At 52.1% G+C, this 1,207-nt stretch carries 1 pseudogene; it reads left to right on the forward strand.

The features are described 5' to 3' along the window. Positions 1-112: 112 nt before the first annotated feature. Positions 113-1,207 (forward strand): annotated as a pseudogene (locus ACIOWA_RS28055) (IS4 family transposase); the annotation flags it as partial.

Here is a 1,207-nt window from a genome sequence, read left to right on the forward strand (position 1 = left end):
CCCTGAGGGATCCCCGATTTTTCTTACAGAAAATCAAGAAGTTGGAATATTGAAGAGGCCTGCATGAGTCGGCAACTTGGTTTGCACCACACAAATACAAGAAACCGAACCCATGCAAGCCATCCGATTTTTGCACAGAGCGCTCGCTCAAGCACTGCCCTCTATCCATTCTCGCCGCCTGACATCACTGATGAGTTGTGTCAGTTCGTTACTGCAAGGACGTCGACTGACACTGACCGCTCTTGGTCGCTTCATGACGGGGCGTGCTTATCCCAAGCATTCGATCAAGCGTGTGGATCGGTTGCTGGGCAATCAACACTTGAGATCAGAGCGTCCATTGTTCTATTGGGTAATGCTTCGGGCATTGCTGGGTTCGTTGAAGCATCCTTTGATCCTGGTCGACTGGTCTCGAATTGACGCTTCAGGCACAGCCTTTTTGCTAAGAGCATCGATCCCTCTGGCGGGACGCTCATTTCCGGTTTATGAAAGCGTTCATGAGCGCGAGAGCTGTCCCAAGTATCAAAATCGCCTACTCAAAACGCTGGCCGAATTGCTACCTGTTGACTGCATCCCGATTCTGGTCACCGATGCGGGTTTTCGGCGACCGTGGATGAAGGCTGTCGCCGCGCAGGGCTGGTATTACGTCGCGCGGATAAGGAATCGCGAACTTTATCGTCGCGATCAAACTGACTGGCAACCGGTGAAGAATTTGTATGCATTGGCCGCCGCCTCACCCAAGGCACTTGGCCGTGTCGAGATGACACGAAGCGCCCCACACTTCATCGATTTGTATTGCGTACGGCACTGTGCCAAGGGCCGCAAACACCAACGCGTCACGGGGTCAATTGCCAAGAGTAAGCTCAGTCGACAGTCCGCAAGACGTGAGCGTGAACCATGGTTGCTGGCCAGCAATTTAGTTCAGAGCGAGTGAAATCCGGCAAAGATCGTGGCGGTCTACAAACGACGCATGCAAATTGAGGAAGGTTTCAGAGATGTGAAAAGTGAGCACTTGGGATTGGGTCTGAATCTACATCGCAGCCATTGCCTGCATCGTATTGAAATACTGCTGTTGATTGCCGCTCTCGCCAATTACCTGCTCTTTTTAACGGGGCTTCAGGCTCGCCAAATTAACTTGGAGCGGCGATATCAAAGCAACAGTCTCAGAGAACGACGAGTGCTTTCATTGTGGCGGCTTGGCCTGGAATAC

The sequence above is a fragment of the Pseudomonas sp. NPDC087614 genome, from assembly GCF_044743485.1.
GTDB lineage: Bacteria > Pseudomonadota > Gammaproteobacteria > Pseudomonadales > Pseudomonadaceae > Aquipseudomonas > Aquipseudomonas baetica_A.